The organism is Humisphaera borealis (genome assembly GCF_015169395.1).
Classification (GTDB): Bacteria; Planctomycetota; Phycisphaerae; order Tepidisphaerales; family Tepidisphaeraceae; genus Humisphaera; species Humisphaera borealis.
In genome coordinates this window covers 3710408-3728674 of sequence record NZ_CP063458.1, presented here as the reverse complement: position 1 = coordinate 3728674, position 18267 = coordinate 3710408, and the positions used below count along the sequence as shown (strand labels likewise).

Annotated in this window: 15 protein-coding genes; 9 read left to right on the top strand and 6 right to left on the bottom strand. The window is 63.5% G+C overall.

What is annotated here, in order from left to right:
- Window positions 1–181: 181 nt before the first annotated feature.
- On the bottom strand, window positions 182–367 hold the full coding sequence (locus IPV69_RS13905) for a hypothetical protein (RefSeq protein ID WP_206290284.1): 186 nt from the start codon (window positions 365–367) through the stop codon (window positions 182–184).
- 66 nt (window positions 368–433) lie between these two features.
- Window positions 434–1123, bottom strand: coding sequence for an acetyltransferase (locus IPV69_RS13900; RefSeq protein ID WP_206290283.1), 690 nt, complete (start codon window positions 1121–1123; stop codon window positions 434–436).
- A gap of 1119 nt (window positions 1124–2242) precedes the next feature.
- On the opposite strand from IPV69_RS13900, the gene IPV69_RS13895 reads away from it, so the two are divergent.
- The 4 genes from IPV69_RS13895 to IPV69_RS13880 all read left to right on the top strand — a co-directional run bounded on the left by IPV69_RS13895 (window position 2243) and on the right by IPV69_RS13880 (window position 6605).
- Window positions 2243–4144 (top strand): sensor histidine kinase, encoded by a 1902-nt coding sequence (locus IPV69_RS13895; RefSeq protein ID WP_206290282.1) that lies wholly within the window; start codon window positions 2243–2245, stop codon window positions 4142–4144.
- Between the two features lie 93 nt (window positions 4145–4237).
- Window positions 4238–4795 carry a hypothetical protein gene (locus IPV69_RS13890; RefSeq protein ID WP_206290281.1) on the top strand — a complete coding sequence of 186 codons (558 nt, stop codon included), beginning with the start codon at window positions 4238–4240 and terminating at the stop codon, window positions 4793–4795.
- A gap of 208 nt (window positions 4796–5003) precedes the next feature.
- Complete coding sequence (locus IPV69_RS13885) at window positions 5004–5867, top strand: DUF2947 family protein (RefSeq protein ID WP_206290280.1); 864 nt, start codon at window positions 5004–5006, stop codon at window positions 5865–5867.
- Between the two features lie 297 nt (window positions 5868–6164).
- Entirely contained in the window at window positions 6165–6605 is a 441-nt protein-coding gene (locus IPV69_RS13880) for a hypothetical protein (RefSeq protein WP_206290279.1), read from the top strand.
- A gap of 109 nt (window positions 6606–6714) precedes the next feature.
- Here IPV69_RS13880 and IPV69_RS13875 read toward each other — a convergent pair whose 3' ends face one another.
- Window positions 6715–8274, bottom strand: coding sequence for a sulfatase family protein (locus IPV69_RS13875; RefSeq protein ID WP_206290278.1), 1560 nt, complete (start codon window positions 8272–8274; stop codon window positions 6715–6717).
- A gap of 527 nt (window positions 8275–8801) precedes the next feature.
- Here IPV69_RS13875 and IPV69_RS13870 point away from each other — a divergent pair.
- The 3 genes from IPV69_RS13870 to IPV69_RS13860 all read left to right on the top strand — a co-directional run bounded on the left by IPV69_RS13870 (window position 8802) and on the right by IPV69_RS13860 (window position 11292).
- On the top strand, window positions 8802–9533 hold the full coding sequence (locus IPV69_RS13870) for a YebC/PmpR family DNA-binding transcriptional regulator (protein WP_206290277.1): 732 nt from the start codon (window positions 8802–8804) through the stop codon (window positions 9531–9533).
- A gap of 105 nt (window positions 9534–9638) precedes the next feature.
- Window positions 9639–10751, top strand: a complete 1113-nt coding sequence (locus IPV69_RS13865) for a glycoside hydrolase family 99-like domain-containing protein (protein ID WP_206290276.1) — start codon at window positions 9639–9641, stop codon at window positions 10749–10751.
- A gap of 133 nt (window positions 10752–10884) precedes the next feature.
- On the top strand, window positions 10885–11292 hold the full coding sequence (locus IPV69_RS13860) for a DUF6855 family protein (protein ID WP_206290275.1): 408 nt from the start codon (window positions 10885–10887) through the stop codon (window positions 11290–11292).
- Window positions 11293–11316: 24 nt separating this feature from the next.
- Here IPV69_RS13860 and IPV69_RS13855 read toward each other — a convergent pair whose 3' ends face one another.
- Entirely contained in the window at window positions 11317–14391 is a 3075-nt protein-coding gene (locus tag IPV69_RS13855) for a hypothetical protein (protein WP_206290274.1), read from the bottom strand.
- Window positions 14392–15078: 687 nt separating this feature from the next.
- Between IPV69_RS13855 and IPV69_RS13850 the strand changes: the two genes are divergently transcribed.
- Entirely contained in the window at window positions 15079–15270 is a 192-nt protein-coding gene (locus IPV69_RS13850) for a hypothetical protein (RefSeq protein WP_206290273.1), read from the top strand.
- Window positions 15271–15306: 36 nt separating this feature from the next.
- Window positions 15307–16029: a tRNA-(ms[2]io[6]A)-hydroxylase gene (gene miaE, locus IPV69_RS13845; protein WP_206290272.1), complete on the top strand. Its 723-nt coding sequence runs from the start codon at window positions 15307–15309 to the stop codon at window positions 16027–16029.
- Between the two features lie 233 nt (window positions 16030–16262).
- Here the strand turns inward: miaE and trpD are convergent, their stop codons facing one another.
- Both trpD and IPV69_RS13835 read right to left on the bottom strand, forming a co-directional pair.
- Window positions 16263–17291 (bottom strand): anthranilate phosphoribosyltransferase, encoded by a 1029-nt coding sequence (gene trpD, locus IPV69_RS13840; RefSeq protein ID WP_206290271.1) that lies wholly within the window; start codon window positions 17289–17291, stop codon window positions 16263–16265.
- A gap of 161 nt (window positions 17292–17452) precedes the next feature.
- Window positions 17453–18082, bottom strand: a complete 630-nt coding sequence (locus IPV69_RS13835; protein WP_206290270.1) for a hypothetical protein — start codon at window positions 18080–18082, stop codon at window positions 17453–17455.
- Window positions 18083–18267: the final 185 nt, after the last annotated feature.

Below are 18267 nucleotides of genomic sequence, written 5' to 3'. Positions count from 1 at the left end.
AAACCACCCGCCATTCCACCGACACGCCGGCCCGGTTCCACCGACACGCAGAGCTCGCCAAACACACAAGACCCGCCATGGCGGGTCTTGCATCGCAGCCTGTTCGCCCGCGCCGACACCGGTTCGAAAACCCATTGAACGGCGACGGACGAAAATATCGTCTTGTCCTCGGCCGAATCGGCTATCGCTCTAGCCGGCTCTGTAGCTGATGGATCTCAGCCTCGATCTCCTGCAACTGCCGGTTCATCACTCGACGGTCCTGCGGCGTGTGTGCCGACTCGATCCGCCGACGAATGTGCCGAGCCTCGAGCGCCAAACGCTCGATCTGGATGATCGCCGCCTCTTCCGGAATACAAACCTGATTCATGATCGCCTCCTGCCGCCTCGCCGCGACGTCAAAAGCTTAGCACCCGTAAAGGCGCGCCACAACTGATTATATCGTCGCTTTCCCGCCGGCCTCGTTGCCGGAAATCTCTTCCTCGACCTCGATGACCCTCGCCGGAACTCCGACCACCGTCACACCCGGCGGCACGTCGCGGGTCACCACCGCACCGGCACCAACAACCGACCCGGCACCAATGTTCAGACACTGGATGATGTTGGCACCGATTCCGACAAATGCTTCATCTTGTACGTTGACGCGACCCGCCAGGTGCGCGCCGGGTGCAATATGCACCCCAATTCCGATTCTGCACTCGTGATCGATCACCGAACCGGTATTGATAATCGCAAAATCCCCGATCCGTGCCTCGGTACAAACCGCCGCCTGGGCACATATAACGATTCCGTGCCCCAAAACAGCGGTCGGCGAGACCACCGCCGACGGATGAATCGCGTTGATCGCCTCGAACCCGTACTCGCGGAGCAGGTCCCCATGCCGCCGACGTGTCCGGCTGTCGCCGATCGCCACAACTGCATGCCGGACCTTCTGTTGCCACAATTTCGTCAACTGGTTCACCGGCCCCAGCACCGGAAGATCCGCCACCAGCTTACCCCGTAAACTGGGGTCGGCATCCAGAAATCCGATCAGCCGGGCGTCGCAAGTTCCGGCCAGCGACGCCGCGCGCAGGATGTCCGCGATCACCTTCCCGTGCCCGCCTGCGCCAATGATCACGACATCCATGAACGGCCTTTCCGGCGATATCGCCGATCCGTGTTATCGGACGATCAGGCCCAGGAGCAGCAGGAAACCCACCCGCCCGGCGATGCCAAACGAACCCGAGGCGGACACCCAATTCGCCAAACGAACCCAAGGCGATCGCAAATCAGCCAAACGAACCCGAGATCAACCTCGATTAGCGGTCGCACCGAAGGTGCACTCAGCCCGAGCGACCCGAGCGACACTGCAACCCGCCAAACGAACCCGACGCAACGGTCCAACGGCCGAACGAACCCAAGTGAACCGTCGGCGTCACCTCCGGCATTTGCCTTCCACCTCCCGAAACAAGACCACTCGGCCCGATCCGCCAACGCGCATAACACTCCGAAAGAGCCGCGCGAAGTAAGCGGGAACGGTGGGGAACCAGCGCCGCAATGCCGCGATGCCGCAGGAACCTGCGCAACGCCGCGTCCCATGCCCGCTTATTTCGTGCGCGGCTCCTTCAAGAAGTCACACGCGCCGATAGATCGTCCGAGTTAGCCCAATGCCACCACCACGGCGAGCCGCACGACTCGCCGACAGAACCAAGCCACCCGCCACACGCGCCACCCAGTCCGACACCCCGGCCGACGACGGATCACACCCGCGGCAACCAGGTACCAGGCAGCGCAAGCCAGCGGCCGAACGCCGAAAACGTCCGACCCGGGCCGGATCATTTGTACGGTACATGTTAAGTGAAAATCTCAGGATTGCAACCAAAAAGCCGCGTCTGCCACGTATTCCAGTTGCTTCGAGGATGGTGCCACAGCGATACCGCCACCCACGCATGAAAGGCGCGGGAGATCCTTCATGAAAGAAATTTCAGACTGGAGACCACTCTGTGTATATAGCGTCGCGATTGACATTTCTGACACAACTGAAAACCAGCCTGCGTAGCCGCAGACCGGGAGCTTGATGACGCATCTTTTGGCAAGCACCGATACGGATGGCGTCACGCTTTCGGACGTGGGGATTCGGTCAAACAGCGTTCTCCAACTCGGGATCCCGCTTCTGCTGTTCGGACTTGCGTTGCTGGCGGTGCGAGTCGTCCATCGGGGTCGGACGGACAGCACTCTAATGCGGATGGCCAAACCTCGTGAAACAGTGACGTCAGTGCTCTTTCGCTACCTGTTCGCCGTGGGGGTCGTCCTAGCTGCCGGAGGCATTCGATGGTGGCTCGGACAGACGTATGGGGTTTTGCCGCCGTTCCTTACGTTTTATCCGGCGGTTCTGCTGGTGGCGAGCGTTGCCGGCGGCGAACCCGGGATTCTGGCCACGCTCGCGTCGACACTGCTCGCTGACTATCTGTTTATTCCGCCCTGCGGTTCGATCAGCGTTACCTCAACCAGCGACTTCCTGTCTCTTTCCATTTTTGCAGGCTGCAACCTCTGTCTCTGCGTCCTGGGCGATCGCCTTCGCCAGACCCGACAGGTGGAAGCCGTCGCGCAGCAGACGGAACTTCAAAAACGCGCCGAAGCCGAGCTGTTGCAGACCAACGACCGGCTTCGGTTATTCGCGGCACATGCTCCGGCCGCTATCGCCATGCTCGATGATCGGATGCGATATGTCGCGGTCAGCCAGCGGTGGCTGAGCGACTATGGCATGCGGGGAAAAGATGTCATCGGCCAATGCCACTACGAGATGTTTCCTGAAATTCCAGAGCGATGGAAGATGATCCATCGACGGTGTCTTGCCGGAGCGGTTGAACGAGCGGAAGAAGATCCATTTGTGCGGGCCGATGGCAACACGCAGTGGCTTCGATGGGAGGTTCGTCCGTGGAATATCGCGGCTGCGAAGGCGGGTGGCATCATTGTTTTCAGCGAAGACATCACGGAACGAAAGCGGGCCGAGGCAGAGATACTGGAACTGAACGAACATCTCCGATCGAAGGTTGCGGAACTCGAGGCCCTCTTTGCGGTCATTCCGATCGGGGTGGCGGTCGCCGAGGACGCAGAGTGCCGCACGATCCGAGCCAACGCAGTGCTGTCGAAGATGCTGGGCACGCCTGTCACCGCCAACGTCTCGAAGAGTGCGCCGCTCGACCAGCGACCCGGATACCGGGCGATGCGGGACGGGGCGGAACTGGCCCCTGACGACCTTCCGCTTCAAGTTGCCGCCAGGACGGGCCATCAGGTCGAGAACTTCGAAATTGATGTCGTGCCTGTAGACGGGCCGGCAGTACCGATTGCCGCGAATGCCAGGCCCCTTCTAGACAGTCTGGGAAAGCCGCGTGGCGCGGTGGGCGTGTTCTGGGACATGACAGAACTCAAACAAGCCGAATCGCTCCGCGTGGCCAAGGAAGCCGCCGAGATCGCGAACCGTGCCAAGGATGACTTCCTCGCGGCCGTCACGCACGACCTGAGAACACCGATCAGTGCGATTCGTCTTCACGCCGAGATTCTGCGGCGGCTGAACTCGTCACCAGAACTGCGCGATAGCATCGGATGGATCGAGCAATCGGCCAAAGATCAATCCAGGTTGATTGATGACATCCTGGATACGACGCGAATCCTGCATGGGAAGCTGCGGATTGAACTTCTCCGGGTGGACCTCGTGCCAGTCGTCAGGGCGGCCATGACGACGGTCGCACCGTTCGCCGGGGAGCGCGGAGTACAGCTCGTTCTCGATCAGCCGGAAGATTTCCCGTTATTTGTCGAGGGTGATTCGCTTCGGCTTCAGCAGATCTGCTGGAACCTTCTGACGAACGCCGTCAAGTTCAGCCCGCGTGGGTCTCTGGTTCGAATTCGGCCCGGCCGGGAGTCGACGCACATTTCCATTCAGGTGATCGATCAAGGCAAGGGGATCGAGCCCGACTTCCTGCCGCACGTATTCGACCGCATGTCGCAGACGGGAGATCATCATTCACGCAGGCTCGGCCTGGGACTGGGGTTGTACATCGTTCGCGAGCTGGTCCAGCTTCATGGCGGATCGGTTCGGGCAGAAAGCGAGGGGGCGGGACGAGGCGCGACATTCTACGTCCAGCTGCCCCTTCATCGAACAACCTGAATCTTCACCCGACGCCGATGCCGACAGGGCAATTGCCGTGTGGCGGAAATGAGGGGAGAATGCCAGTTCAGGGAGAGTACCCCGGGGGCAACCATGTCCGACTATCAACGCACTTTCGACGCCATCACGGCCGATCCTCGCTACCTCGCGAACCTCGACTGGGGCAAACCCAGGCCCGGGCATCCTGAGGGAACCGTGCGGGCGCACATTGCCGAGATCGAACCCAACCTGGAGACGCTGAAGCCAAAGCTGACCGACGACGAACACTGGAAGCTGAAGCTGCTCATCCATACCCACGACAGCTTCAAGGCCGAAGCCCGGCCCGGCGTTTCGATCGCCGACCCCCGGAGCCATGCGTCGCTCGCCCGGGCGTTCCTGGCGTCATACACCGACGACGCCGATCTGCTGGCGATGGTGCAATTCCATGACGAGCCCTTCGCGCTGTACCGCCAGGTAGAGTTCAAGGGCAGTTACAGCCAGGAACGGTTCGACGCATTGCTGCACGCGATCGCAGACTGGAACCTGTTCCTGGCGTTCAACATCATCGACGGCTGCACGGCCGGGAAATCGCGGGAGCCACTCAAATGGCTGTTCCGCGAAGTGGCGGGGAAGGTGGAGTCGCGGTTCACGGAGGCGGATATCGTGGGGTGATGGCTACGGGAACAAGAGGGGACTCACCACGGCGTTCACGGAGCGCACGGAGGACATCACGTAGAGCTTGATGGCACGACGATCCGGTGAGACCGCCGCATTTGTGCGGCCGGTTGTCGGGCCGGTCTCTTCAAGCTCGCTTCCCTCTCGTGCCCGAACGCGGCTTGTGGCGTTGAATCGCGGGTTCGTGATGGCGGGAGAATCCACCATGAAGACTTACGACGAAGACGATGAACTCACGACCTACGTGTGGAACCATTACTCAAAGTTCTTCACGCCACTCGAAGTCAAGGCCGGCTGGGCGGTCTTCGCGGATGCCAAGACGAGAGCTGGTAGTCCGAACTTCGCCGAGTTTATTTGGAAGCGACATGCACTGGCAGAAGACCCCGCGGTGATGGAAGCCTTGGCGGAAGGCGTTGAAACTTTCCGCCGTCGAACCGCGCGGCGTGTCCTTCAGGATCATAACTCGGAAGTATTCATCAACCGCTGTGCGAAATGCAATCGTGTCGTACGTACTCCAAAGGCGCAGCAATGCCTCTGGTGCGGAAATGACTGGCATAGGCGTCTTGGCGGATCAAGCTTCGTAACGCGCCCACTCGATCCGAGTGACGACTGGCCATTCTTTCACACGTCGGTAACCATCTCGGAAAGTGACCGCACACAGATTCACCGGTTGGACGAGACGTCTAGCCGCTTTGTCTGGGACAGCGTTGTTCAGCAGGATCTTCCTTCGACGGTCTTAGTCCGTGACGGGTGGCTGAGCAAACTGTGCGACTACGGCATTCCGTTCGAATGGCGTCGACCGTGCAACGAGCGCGATGATCTGTGGGCTGCATCGCACCTGCGACCGCGGCTGCCTTGGCGCGACAACACTCCGATTTTTTTCATTTCGCGGCCGACATGGGTCGTCCTGACATCGTTCGATGTGTTCCTACGATGTTGGCGCGCGTTCCTGTTCGATGATGAAGGATCGCTCCTTGTCAGTATGGAGCATCCCGAGGTTGCCTGGTTCCTGCCAGATGGCCAAGGGCGACTCGGCAGGCGACCCGAGGGCGAGATACGCCTGGGATAATCCCGGCTATACGGCTGCGTGACGCAGTTCTTCGGCTGTTGCCAGACTTAAGTAGAAGCACGGCGATCTGGTGCCACGGGTCGCCGGTACCCCGGAGACCCGTGCGGCGACGCGAGCGCACGGGTCTGCGGAGTACCGCCGACCCGTGGCACCGGAGTACCCGTGAGACCGCCGCGCTTGAGCGGCCTTTTGTCGGGCTATGCCGCCCCTTCAGGGCTTGGAATTGAGGCGCCAGCGACCTGGGCTATGGAACTTTCGCCCCGTTGGGGCTCCGGAAAAAGCAGACTGCCGGTTGCCATGGTGAACCGTCTCTTCAACCTCGCTTCCCTCTTGTCAGCGATCGCGTTCTGTGTCGTTGTCGTCGCGTGGGTGGCGGCTGCAGGTATCGACCCAGGGATCGACCCTCGCAAGCAGTTCCTGAGCGTCTCGCCTGATTTCCATGTCAGCCTTGGTGCCCGCGGAGCGGACGCCAGGGTCAAAGTCTTCAATGACTCGACCTATGGCCCGTACGCGGGAAGCATTGTCGGCTTCGCGGGCGACCCGAACGGGCCGACAACCTCGGGCTTCGGCGACTTTGCCGGCGTCTACTACCGGATGATTCGCTGGCCCAATGGGTCGTCGCTCTGGACGCTGTCGCTGAGCCTGTTCTACCCATTACTCGCAGCGTCAGCGTTGCCCATTGCGTGGCGTGTTCGGCGCTGGCGGCGTTCGCGGAAGGGCTTCGCCCTCGACCGATAGACCTTCCCGGCTCAGGGACTGCCCTTGCTCGATCCAGCCGCAACATGAAGCCACCCTGGCGGGAAAACGGGCTAGTCGCCGCCGGCGGGATCACTTGGCTCTTCCTCACCTATTTCCCCGCCTTGGCCTTCTTCTTCGGGGTCTCGGCGGCTTCGGCGGGGAAGCGTTTCACCTCGACGTCATTCTTCTGCCGCGCGCCGGGCGTGCTGCGGCCTTCGGTGATGAGCTTCTCCAGCAGGGCCTTGAGCTCGGCGACTTTCTCGGGCATCGCCGCGGCGAGGTTCTTTGTTTCGGCCAGGTCGTCGGCGAGGTTGTAGAGCTGCACGGGCTGGCTCTGATCGCCGCCCTTGCCCCAACCGCCGGAGCCGGGGGCGGCGATGTATTTCCAGTGCCCCTGGCGCACCGACGGCACGCCGCCCATGGCGGCGCTGACGGCGTTCGGGCGGACGGGCTGGTCGTTGCCTTTGAGCAGCGGCAGCAGGCTGAAGCTGTCCTCGCCGGCGTTGTCGGGAAGCTTGTCGCCGAGGATGTCGGCGATGGTGGCCATCAGGTCGGCCTGCTGCACCAGCTGGTTGCAGACTGTCCCGGCCGCAACGGCGGTCGGCCAGCGGGCGATGAAGGGCACGTGGTGCCCGCCTTCCCAGGCGTCGGCCTTGTACCCGCGCAGCGGTCCGCTGGGGAAGTGCCCCTTCTTCTCCAGGTCTTTGACGGCCTCCATCCCCTCGTTGGAATCGCGCGGGTTGGCGGACACCTTGGTGCCCACATAGGGCGCGCAGCCGTTGTCGCTGGTGAGAATCACCAGGGTGTTGTCGGCCACGCCGGCGGTCGCCAGCGCCGCCAGCACGTCGCCGACGGCGGCGTCGGTCTGCATCACGAAGTCGGCGTAGTCGCCCAGACCGCTTTTGCCCTTCCACTCCTGCGTCGGGGCGACCGGCGTATGCGGCGAGTTGAGCGCGAGATAAAGCAGGAACGGCTTGTCCTTGCGAGCGGCGATCCAGTCGGCCGACTTCCGCACGAACATCGGCAACACCTGCTCCGATTCGAACCCTGGCGCGGCGGGGCCCAGCCGCGACTCCTCTTTGCCGCCGATCCACAGCAGCGACTTCTTCGCCGTGGGCGATTCGGTGAAGCGGTCGTTTTCGATGAACGCGTACGGCGGCATGTCGAGGGAGGCGCTGATACCGAAGTAGTAGTCAAAGCCGTGGGTGGTAGGGCCGTCCTTGATCGATCCCTCCGTGATCGGCGTGGGCATGGTCATTCCCAGGTGCCACTTGCCGACGCACGCCGTGTCGTAACCGTGCGCCTTGACCAAGCCGGCCAGGGTGAGACGGTCGGGTGGGATGAGCGGCTTGCTCATGCCGCCGAGGACGCCTTTTTGCAGCGACGTGCGCCAGTGGTACCGCCCGGTGAGAAGGGAGTAGCGCGAAGGCGTGCAGACGCCGGACGAGGAATGCCCGTCGGTAAAGCGCATGCCCTGCGAGGCGAGCTTGTCGATATGGGGCGTGGCGATCTTGCCGCGATCGGGGTTGTTGCACTGCACGTCGCCGTAGCCGAGATCGTCGGCGAGGATGATGACGATGTTCGGCTTGCCGACTGACGCGGCAGCGGCGGCGAACGCCGACAGCGACGCCATCAACAGTACGGCGAGGAGTACGGGGAGGTGTTTCATGATGGCTCCGTGGGTGGTGGCTGGGCTCGTCGGGTTCGATCGGTAAGGAACAAACGGCGTTGGTGCATCGAAATTGTCGAGGCTGCCGTGGCGCGGCAGAAGAATCACCATCGAGTTCATCACGACACCGTGATCCTTACACCAAGAGGGTGAAACCGCAGATTGCGCAGATCTCGCAGATTGTCTTCTCTGAAATCTGCGCAATCTGCGGAATCTGCGGTTCCTTAATGCATTTTCGGAGCAGGCACGGAGACACGGAGGCGCGCCCGGCGACCCAAGATGCCGCCGTGTCTGCCCCGAAAAGAGAAGTGACGAACGCCAAGACGCAGAGTTGCCAAGGTGCTCTCCTGGTGCGTGGCGGCTTCGCTGCAGTCACATCTCACCACGGGCAGCGGAGTACCGCAGTCCATGGCACCCGAAGAACACGCAAGCGTTGATCTCTTGCGCTACACCGGCGTCTTGGCGTCTCGGTGTCTTGGCGTTCAATGCTCACGCCGTTCGCCGCGACCTGCTAAACTGTCCCGACTATGGGACGCCAATGGCTGCATGCGAAACGACTGGTTGCCGGGGCCAAGAAGGCCAAGACCAACACCAAGCTGGTCCGCGAAATCACGCTCGCGGCGAAGATGGGCGGGGCTGATCCGACGATGAACGCCCGGCTCTTTGCCGCTGTCGAAAAAGCGAAGAAAGACAGCGTCCCGAAGGACGCGATCCAGCGGGCGATCAACAAGGGGGCCGGCGTCGGCGACGACAAACTGACGCTCGAATACGTCGTCTACGAAGGCCGGGCACCGCACAACGTGCCGGTCATCATTGAGGTGTACACCGACAACGTACAGCGCACGGCCCCAGAGATTCGCGTGCTTTTCCGCAAGGGACAGCTCGCCAGTTCCGGGGCGAACAAGTTCGTGTTCGACAACGTCGGCCTGGTCGAGGCGCATCACCCGGATGCGACGATCGACCCGGAAGAGGCGGCGATCGAAGCCGGGGCCAACGAAGTCGAACCGCTCACCCGAGATCAGAACGACGACATCCCCGTCGGCGCGGCTGGTGCGAAGTTCATCTGCGAACGCACCGAGGTCGCGAACGTTTCCAAATGGCTGGCGGCCAACGGATGGACGGTCATCACGAGTGAAATCGGCTTTATTGCGAAAACGTTCTCGGAACTGACCGAAGCCCAGCAGGAAGAAGTCGGCGACTTCCTGCACGCCCTGGACGAACACGACGACGTCCACCGCGTCTGGGCGGCGATCAAGTGATGGAATGCCGGCCGGGACAGGCGACCCGCCGCGAGCTACTCAATGTGGGAGTGCCTGATGCGCGTTGTTTTCGGCAGGCCGGCGTCTCGATCGCGGCGGTGCGGTGTGGTGTCTTGCATCGCGCTGGTGCTCGCACTCGCGACGACAGGCGTGACCGCATGGACGGCCGAGCCGGCCCAACCGGTTCCGCCCACGCAGCGCGCCGCGTCGACCGGGGAACGGCTGGTCGGCGCGTATTACTATCCCTGGTACTACAAGGAACGCTGGACGAACGAGCCCGTCTGTAATACGCCGGCGCTCGGCTGGTACACCAGCGACGACCGCAAGGTTGCCGCCGAGCACATCCGCTTCGCGAAGCAGGCAGACATCGACTTCTTCCTGGTCTCCTGGCTCAAGGCCGACGGCCGGGAAGGAAAGAACCTGAAGGATGCCGTCCTGCCGGAGCTGGCGAGCGCGAACTTTCGCTTCGCGCTGCTCTACGAAACGCCGCTGGCGCTGGACACCCCCGCCGGCAAACCGATCGACCTGGCGGCGAAGTTGACGGACGGCAAGGCCGCGAGCGGCAAGCCGGCCGAGGGAAACCCGGCCCATAGCCCGACCGCCGGCGACCGCATGGTCGAGCACTTCGACCACCTCGCCGACACCTACCTGAAGCATCCGCAGTATCTGCGGTTTGGCGGCAAGGCGGTCGTGACGGTCTACCTCGTCCGCGACATGATCAACGCCGGTGCGTACCTCAAATCCATCCGCCAGCGAATGAGCGATCGCGGCATCGACCTGTACCTGATTGCCGACGTGATCTACTGGGAATCGCCGGACAAGCTCGACTGGGCGTTCCTGAAGGAGCACTTCCAGGCCGTCACCGCGTACAACATGTATTACCGGCCGAAGTTCCTCGACGCGGTGCAAAAGCAGTTCAAGTCGGCCGACAGCGCCGCACGTGCCCAGGGGATGCGGCTGATCCCTAACGTCATGCCGGGCTACGACGACACGCCGCTGCGCGGCACCGAGCGGGTGACGATCAACCGCCGGCGCGGGCAGTTTTATCGCGAGAACTGGGGCGTCGCGTCGGCGTTCGTCGGGCCCGACCAGCCGTTTCTGCTGATCACGACGTTCAACGAGTGGCACGAGGGGACCGAGGTAGAGCCGTCCACGGAGTATGGCGACATGTACCTGAAGCTGACGCGGGAGCTGACGGCGGGTATTCGTGGAAGGTGATCCTAATAATCATTGAATGGCGTGCGATCAAAGTGCACCTGCGGTGCGACCGCTAAACAGGCGGCGTGCGGGATTCAGCAAGTAGCGTCCGGATGAGATGCCGGCGAACACCTCCAAGCGACGGAGCAACCCGATGGCCACCTTCGACCGAACCAAGGACAACCCGCTGGCGCTCAAGACGCCGCCGGGCACCGCGGAATTCACGATGCACGCCGATACCAAGGATGGCGTGGCGATCCTTGTCTGCACGGTGGGCAAAACGGTTTTACACTACGACGCGCGGTGCATTCAGGACCTCCACGCCATGCTGAAAGCCCGCGGCGACTGGATGGACCTCGGCGGTGCCGACGAACAAAAGCCCGCGAAAGAAGGCACGGTGGAAGCCTGGGGTCGCTCGTCGAAGAATCCTGTCGGCGGGTGGTACGGTTTGAAGAAAGGCCTGCGTGGCCGCTTCGGCGTCTACGTGCCGCCGCTCATGGAAGCACTGGGCCTGTGCGAACTGGAGCACAACCCGAAGAATAACCGCATGCGGGCGAAGTAGCGCGGGGCTCTTGAGGCCGTCTCCCTATCGTTCGATCACGCCGGGCGTGCCTGATCCGCCTGGGGCCTGGACGGCGTCGCCGGGGTTGCCGGGCAGGGGGTACTTCAGGACGAGCAGGCCGGTCAGGGCGTCGTCGCGGCCGAAATCGACCGGGCCGGCCCAGCTGGCGCTTTCGCCGAACGCCGAGCGGTGTTGGACGAAGTTAAACCGCAGCAGCGTGGGGCGGCCGTGCTCTTTGCTGTCGAGGACCTTCCAGGGGATCGCCAATTCGCCGGTCCATTTGTCGCCGGAAAGGTGGGCGGCGTAGCGGGTGCCGGTGCCTTCGAAGGATTCCCACGGGTCGGCGTTCAGTCGCGGGTCGAGCTTGCGCTCCACCCAGTTGCTGCCGTTGGGCTTGCAGACCACGTGCAGGATCGGGCCGAGGGTGTTGTCGCCGTAGATCGGCTGGATCAGCACCTGGCACAGGTCTTCGCCCCAGGCACGGCGGGCCTGGTATTCGACGAAGTTCTTGAACCCGCCGCCGGCCGGATCGGCCTTGCTCAGGCCTTCGACGGCGAAGCCGACGTAGAAGTTCTCCGCCGCCCAGTTGGTGTAGACACGGCTCGGCGTGGCGGCCGGCTCCATCGCCTGGGCGAGCACGGCGGGGCGCGACAGCATTTTCACCAGCGGGCCGTCGTGGATCTTGTCGGCGTCGATCCAGTCTTCGAGCCGACCGTCGAAACTGAAGCGCCCTTCCCGCCGATCGGTCATCGCCACCGGCAACGACAGCTTGAGCGGACTGGTGAACTTTACGGTCGGGCTATCGACGGTCAGTTCCAGTTCCAGTGGCTGGCGGACGGTGGGCAGGACTTTATCGGGGTCTACATTCGCTACTAGTCCGCCGCGAACGACGCGGAACGGGTCGAGCTTGGGAACCGGCATGGGTTCCGGCCGGCGCTCGAAGCCGGGCGGGACCGCCGTCCAGAGAAGCTGGTTGTCGCCGGGGGCGATGTCGGAGGCGTTGTAGATGTCGAGGCCGAGGGTGAGGTTGACCCAGAGCTTGCCGTCGGGGCGGCGCTTCCAGGTCCAATCGGTGCTGCGGCCAATGAGCAGCGGCCGCTCCTGCGGGCGAGCCCATTGCAGGATTTCGACTTCCAGCGCCGACTGTGCGACAGGGTCGACTTCGCCCGCGCCGCGCAGCTCGATCAGCTTGACCAGCAGACGCCGGGCTTCGATCCAGGCGCGCTCGTCGGCGGTGCCGGTCATCAGGGTGTACGACGGATCGGCGACCCGGCCGACCTCCACCGGCTTGGTCAGCAGCCGGGCCATCCAGAGGGAGTTGAGCGTCTCGCCGCGCGTGCGGGCGAGGTTGAGGTATTCGAAGTCCTGCTCGGCGGCGCGGAGCCATTTCAGCTGAACCGTGGCCACCGGCTCGGCCTGCCCAAACCATTCGCCGGGATAGAACCAGACCAGCTCGGCCGGGTCGGCAAGGGTCTTGGGGGACTTGAAGCCGGGCAACGCCTGCCCGAAAACCACCTGGTCGGCCTTGCGAAGGAACGCGAGCCACGCCCATTGACGGATGTCGCGCTCTTCGCCGCCGGCGCCGGTGACACTGACGGCATCGGGCAGATCGGTCCGCAGCCAGTGGCTTGGTTCCTCGAGGCCGGCCGGCCATTCCTGTTTCCAGGCGATCGGGCCCGGGGCGGCGGTGCGCAGCCTGCGGATGTGGATCGGGTCAACGCGGTCCACCCCGCCCAGAACCGGCGGCTGGTTCGGGTCCATCACCTGGACCTGCCCGTCGGCCAGCGGCGTGCTGACGGCAATCCGCGGGTGCGACGCCAGCAGCTTGGCCGCCTCCATCGACATCTCGATCACGTCGGCCCCTTCGATCCGCCCGCCGCCGGCCTTGCGGAGCAGCACCGGCGCGACGTCGATCCAGTCGCGCTGATCGAAGTGAGACGCGCACTGGCCCCAGTAGGCCAGCCGCGAACGGATGTCGAGGCTCAGGAGCTGGTCGTATTCCGGCAGCGGCCAAAAGCCGACGCCCACCTCATCGGGAAACCGCTTGCCGGTCAGCCATGGCGCAATCAGGGAATCGAAGTCGTCCCAGAACAGGTCCGGCGGGGCGTTGTTGATGTCGGACGGCCACTTCACCGTCGGCTGCAGGTCGGGGTAGACCAGCGAGACGCGGTGCCGCTGTGCCAGCGACATCAGCGCATCGAGCCGACGAACGGTGACTGCATACTTGTCGTCGGTCCGATTGAGCTTGCGGGGCGTGACGGCTTCGAAATCACCTTCGTAGTGCCGGACCAGCGACTCCCACCCCACCCGGCCGACGACCTTCAGCGCCCGCTGATCGGGAATCGTAAAGTTGTGGACCTTCAGTTCGACGGGGGTCGAAGCGATCGTCGTACCGCCAAGTGCCGCACCGGCGATCGTTGCACCGGCGGCTACCCCGCGAGCGGTGCCTTTTCCGACCGACACCACCTCGAACTTACCCGCATACGTGCCGGCGGGGGTGGCCTTTCCGGCCCGCACATCCACCCACAGGCGGACCGTCTTGCCGGGGGCCGAACCGGGGCCGTCGGCGAAAGCCGACGAGCGCAACGACGCCAGCGAAAACCGGCCCACTTCGTCCGGCAGCGGCAGCAGCGCCCGCGACACGCTCATCTGCCCGGTGGACTGGCCCACGTGACGGACGAACTCCGACCGCCCGGTTTCCATCGGCATGTCGATGAGCTGATACACCGCAACATCGGTCGGCGGCAGGGCGGTGGTGTCGATGGCAGGATTAAGCAGCGGAGACAACTCGACCGACAGACCGGCCGTCCCGCCCGGGGGAAGGTCGCTCAGCTGGACGATGAAGCTCACCCATTCGTTGCCGGCACCGGCGAGCCTGATGCCATCGGGGCTCGCCGCGCCTTCGTCGCGCAGAGGCGTCAGGCGCAGGCTGCCAACGGCAGTGGCGGCAGCACGGCCGCCACAACCGACTGCCAGTGCCGACAGCACCGTGAGCAACATCACGAGCAGTGCCGGCCGGCAATTCCTGGGATGATGCAACCGCGGCCAACGCGATGCGAAGGTCGGAAGGGTCTTCGACTGTCGGATGCGGAAAGTCATCAGTGATTTACAGCTCGGGCGTGACAGTTCTGCAACACAAGTTTCTCTTCGGCCCCCAGTTGCACTCGACGGCCCGCGGCACCCGCCGACCAAAGGGTGCTCAGGGTTTGGGCAGCAAAGGGCGTAATGCCGGATTGTTCGTCGGCCGCCGACGCAAACGCGGATGAGCAGGTAACGAGACAGTGTAGCTTCCGTGAGGGCAGGACCGCAAAGGAAAACGGGTCTGTGACGTCCTCATGGCGGTTTTTCGCGGGCTTAGCGTAATTGTAACGGGGAAAGCTTATTTTTTCGGCGATTGGCACGGCATTTACATTGTAGTTCTTTGAGGTCGCATGATGTGGCCGAGAGCAGACGGGAACCCTGGCATGGATGCCGACGGACTGCTCTGCAACAGGCTCTGACCCCGGTAGGTTTGGGGCTCAGGGGAGATCAGGGTCAAGTGGGGCTTCGACAGGCTGAGCTGAACCAGCCTGTCGGAGACCCTCAAAAGTGAAAGAGAGTCGCCAAAAGCGACCGGACGAGAGAAACCGCAAGAAACATAGTCACACGAACCTCGTTTCCTCCTCCGCCAGGCTGCACGGTACTACCCTCCACCGTGCAGCCTTTTTTTGCGCGCCGGGGCGGGAGTGGGTTGTGGATTGTCATTCGACATTCGACTTCCCAACTCTTCCGCTACACTCACCTTTCATGCCCGATATCGACCGCCCTGATAACCCCCGCGAGGTTCCCGCAGCGTCTGTGGACGGCCGGTGGATTGTGCTCATCGTGGTCGCTCTGGGAGTGATCCTGGGCCTGATTGGTCTCAAGTTCCGCCAGCCCAGCCCGATGCAGCGCGAAAAATCGCAACCGGCAACGGCCCCGGCGGCGAATCAGGATTGAACGCCGAGACGCCAAGACTCTAAGGGCTGCAATCCCTTGGATCACATCCTTGGCTCCTCGGCGTCTTGGCGTTCATCACTTCTGTTTTCGGGACAGCTGCATGAGTTCGTTGCCGGTGTCGCCGGCGTGTATGCTTCGCCGGTCATGACCCGCGAACGCGACGCCGATCTTCCCCTCCGCTATACCACGCCCGTCGAATGGGCCGCCGGCGTTCTGGCCAGGCCGCTCGACCTGCTGAACGACCACGCGCACCTGGAAAAGAAAGCCGCCGCCAACGCCCTGGAACTGCTCAACCGCTGGCCCGAGCCCAACCCGCCCGAGAACTGGGTGGCGGCGATGACCGCGATCGCGCGGGACGAGGTCGAACACCTCTCGGTCGTCAGCCGAATGCTCGCCCGGCGTGGCGGAAAGCTCACCCGCCAGCACGGCAACCCCTACGCTTCGGCGCTGCACAAGCTCGTCCGGCGGGGGCAGGGGCCGGAAGAGCTCGTCGATCGGCTGATGATTTCTGCATTGATCGAAGCCCGCAGCTGCGAGCGGTTCAAGCTTCTCGGAGAAAGGGTCGAGGACGACGCGGAATTGAAAAAGCTGTACCGGGGATTGTGGGCAAGCGAGCACGGCCATTATCGCACGTTCATCCAGCTCGCCGAGCAAATCATGCCCGAGCCGGCCGTCGCGAAGCGATGGAACCAGATGCTCGACAGCGAGGCGGAGCTGATCCAGCAGCAACCGCCGGGGCCGCGGATGCATAGTGCGTGAGTTCGTAGGGTCCGCCTTGGCGGACGCGAAAACTCACCCTGCGAGCGAAGACTCGACCTAATGATCGACACGATCGCGGATAGACGGTGCGCGTATCCGCAAGGCCGACTGCGAGCGCACGCCGACGCGTCCGCCAAGGCGGACCCTACAAAGGCGATCCCGGATCCCACTCAGAATCCGGGTCTTGCGGAGTACCGCTCAGACCCGGCGTGTTGCTCCGGCTGTCGTCCGCCCTACCCGTGCGAACTCTTCACCCACTTCGCCAGGGTCTCGGCGGCCTTGCCGGATTCCAGCGCGTTCTCGGCTTCGGTGATCCCGTCGCGCAGTTCGCTGACCTTCCCCGCCACCAGCAGCGCCGCGCCGGCGTTCAGCACGGCGATGTCCTTCGCCGCGCCCGGCTTGCCCTGCAGCATGAGCCGAATGATGTTCGCAGACTCTTCCGGCGATTCGGCCTGCAAGTCCGACAGCCGCGCGTAAGGCAGACCGACGTCTTCCGGATCGACCGTGAACGTCCGAACTTCGCCGTCCTTTAGTTCACTCACCCGCGTCGGCCCGAGCGTCGACAGCTCGTCCAGGCCGTCCTCGGCGTGAACCACCCAGGCATGCTTGCTGCCCAGCTCGCGCAGCACGGTCGCCATGCGATCCGTGAGCTCCGGCGCGAACACGCCGAGCAGTTGATGCGCCGCGCCGGCGGGGTTTGTGAGCGGGCCGAGCAGGTTGAAGATCGTGGGAATGCCCAGTGACGTGCGCGTCGCCGCGACGAACTTCATCGCCGGGTGATGGCTACGGGCATAGGCGAAGCAGATCCCGGCGGACGCGAGGCACTGATGGGCGATTTCGGGTGTGATTTCAAGCTTAATGCCCAGGTGTTCCAGCACATCGGCGCTGCTGCTCTTGCTGGTCGCCGACTTGTTCCCGTGCTTGACGACTTTAACGCCGCAGGACGCCGCGAGGATGGCGGCGGCGGTCGAGATGTTGAAGGTGCCGCGGACGTCGCCGCCGGTGCCGCAGGTGTCGAGCACGACGCCGCCGGCGGGCGATTCGACCGGCAGCACTTTCGCCCGCATCGCCTGCGCCGCGCCGACCAGTTCTTCGACCGTCGTCCCCTTCGCCGCAAGCCCGACCAGCAAGCCGCCGATCTGCCCGTCGGTCGCTTGGCCGGACATCAGGTGAGTGAAGGCGTCGCGAGCTTCGCCGCGCGTCAGGTCTTCCCGGCGGCAGAGCTTGAGCAGAATGTCACGCAGTGGAGCGGCGGTGGACATGCCGCAAAGGATACATCGAACCGATACAGGATCGAAGGAGGGGGGATGCCAGTTCGCGTCGGGCGTGGTCGATTAGCGGTCGCACCGCAGGTGCACTCTTCCTGGTGACCTTGGGAGGAAAAGAGTGCACCTGCGGTGCGACCGCTAATCAATCGTCTGATCTAAGGTAGAGCAGGCTGCGTTGATGGCCGCGATGTCGGAAGGCTCTTGGACGCTTCCTCCCCCGTCGCGATCGGCACGAACGATTCCATGCACCGCATACCCATGGTGATCTCGCCGGGCTCCGGCGGAACGTCGGTGCGAAAGCCGGAATACGCGATCCACGCGTCCAGCCCGTTGACGATCACATAGCCGCGGGCGTGATACTTCGCGGTCTCACATTCGAACCACTTACGGCCGACTTCGTCGTCCCAGCGGCCCAGTTCCCTGCCGTCGTCGCCACGGGCGGTGTATTGCTTGGTCGCGAGCCACAGGATGGTGCCCGAACTCACCGGCAGTGGAAGCCGGGCGTAGATCACGCCGACAGCCGTCCTGGCCGACGGGCTCTTCCATTGCTGATGGGTAAAGAGCGGGCGGTGTTCGACATCATGAACGACCCACGTCTGCGGAACCGCGACCTGAACGCGCACCGGCTCAACGACCTCGGGGGCGCGAAGCCCGGTGAAATCGATCAACGCCTGATGCTCGATCAGGCGATGGCGCGCGACCTGCGTCCCGGTCTGGCAACCGGCGGAAATCGCAAGCAACAAGATGGAGAGCCCGGCGGGCCCGAGGGATCGGAATAACAGCATGGTCTATCTGCAACAACGTATCGACCCCGACGCGGGTTCGGGCGACCTGCCAGAATAATGGATTGCCGCCCCGATTCACCTATATTCCGACCTGTTTTCGCGAGATATCACAAGGCAGAGCCTGCTCTGGTATCCATATCCGCCACCCCTATTGGGGGGCGTCAGGGGTTAGACGAGGGGATTGG

What these genes read in the sequence shown, in the direction of transcription:
- IPV69_RS13870 (WP_206290277.1), top strand. Translation starts at nt 8,802, where the DNA reads ATGGGACGCCAATGGCTGCATGCGAAACGACTGGTTGCCGGGGCCAAG.
- IPV69_RS13875 (WP_206290278.1), bottom strand. Translation starts at nt 8,274, where the DNA reads ATGAAACACCTCCCCGTACTCCTCGCCGTACTGTTGATGGCGTCGCTG.
- trpD (WP_206290271.1), bottom strand. Translation starts at nt 17,291, where the DNA reads ATGTCCACCGCCGCTCCACTGCGTGACATTCTGCTCAAGCTCTGCCGC.
- IPV69_RS13905 (WP_206290284.1), bottom strand. Translation starts at nt 367, where the DNA reads ATGAATCAGGTTTGTATTCCGGAAGAGGCGGCGATCATCCAGATCGAG.
- IPV69_RS13890 (WP_206290281.1), top strand. Translation starts at nt 4,238, where the DNA reads ATGTCCGACTATCAACGCACTTTCGACGCCATCACGGCCGATCCTCGC.
- IPV69_RS13850 (WP_206290273.1), top strand. Translation starts at nt 15,079, where the DNA reads ATGCCCGATATCGACCGCCCTGATAACCCCCGCGAGGTTCCCGCAGCG.
- IPV69_RS13900 (WP_206290283.1), bottom strand. Translation starts at nt 1,123, where the DNA reads ATGGATGTCGTGATCATTGGCGCAGGCGGGCACGGGAAGGTGATCGCG.
- IPV69_RS13860 (WP_206290275.1), top strand. Translation starts at nt 10,885, where the DNA reads ATGGCCACCTTCGACCGAACCAAGGACAACCCGCTGGCGCTCAAGACG.
- IPV69_RS13880 (WP_206290279.1), top strand. Translation starts at nt 6,165, where the DNA reads ATGGTGAACCGTCTCTTCAACCTCGCTTCCCTCTTGTCAGCGATCGCG.
- IPV69_RS13885 (WP_206290280.1), top strand. Translation starts at nt 5,004, where the DNA reads ATGAAGACTTACGACGAAGACGATGAACTCACGACCTACGTGTGGAAC.
- IPV69_RS13835 (WP_206290270.1), bottom strand. Translation starts at nt 18,082, where the DNA reads ATGCTGTTATTCCGATCCCTCGGGCCCGCCGGGCTCTCCATCTTGTTG.
- IPV69_RS13855 (WP_206290274.1), bottom strand. Translation starts at nt 14,391, where the DNA reads ATGACTTTCCGCATCCGACAGTCGAAGACCCTTCCGACCTTCGCATCG.